The sequence below is a fragment of the Cognatundibacterium luofuense genome (assembly GCF_018139685.1).
GTDB classification, from domain to species: Bacteria; Pseudomonadota; Gammaproteobacteria; order Burkholderiales; family Burkholderiaceae_D; genus Undibacterium; species Undibacterium luofuense.
The window spans coordinates 1-726 of the sequence record NZ_JAGSPN010000052.1; the positions used below are offsets into that span (position 1 = coordinate 1).

1 protein-coding gene is annotated in these 726 nt (G+C 55.5%); it reads right to left on the reverse strand.

The features are described from left to right. Positions 1–726 (reverse strand): IS66 family transposase (gene tnpC / locus KDM89_RS23120; RefSeq protein ID WP_212689525.1); only part of this gene is annotated, 726 nt, incomplete at both ends.

The window sequence follows — 726 nt, forward strand, 5'->3', positions numbered from 1 at the left end:
AATCCAGTGCCTCACCAGCAATCTGGCTGCTGTGGTTTGCCCACAGCTCATGGAATTTGCGTCGGGCGTGCGCCATACATCCAGCCTCCGTGATACCGGATTTGAACAGCGCCTTATAGCCTGGGAAATCATCGCAGACGAGGGTCCCCCGCCATCGGTCCAGAAATTGTTCTGCATGCTTACCACCCCGGCTTTCTGCAAAGTCGAATACCACCGCCTTCATACTACTGAGAGGTGTGCTGCAATAACTCCACAGGTAGGCCCGTTGCGTCTTGCCGCTCCCCGGTTTGAGCATGGGCAGCGGGGTCTCATCGGCATGCAATACCGGCTGATTCAGTAATTCCCGCTTCAGCGCATCCACCAACGGCTGTAAGGCAACACCGCAACGGCCCACCCATTCGGATAGCGTGGAATCGGGAATGGTGAATCCTGCCCGTTCAAAGATGCCGCTTTGACGGTACAGAGGCAAATGATCAGCATATTTAGTGACCAGCACCTGAGCCAGCAATCCGGAGGTCGGGATGCCTTTGTCGATAATCTGCGCCGGTACCGGTGCTTGTATCAATGTTTCGCATTGATGGCACACCCATTTCCCACGTACATGGCGCTCGACTGTGAATACGCCGGGCTGGTAATCGAGTTTCTCGCAGACGTCCTCACCGATCCGCTTCATTTGGCAACCACACCGGCACAGCGTTGAATCCGGTTCGTGATGAACATCAGTCC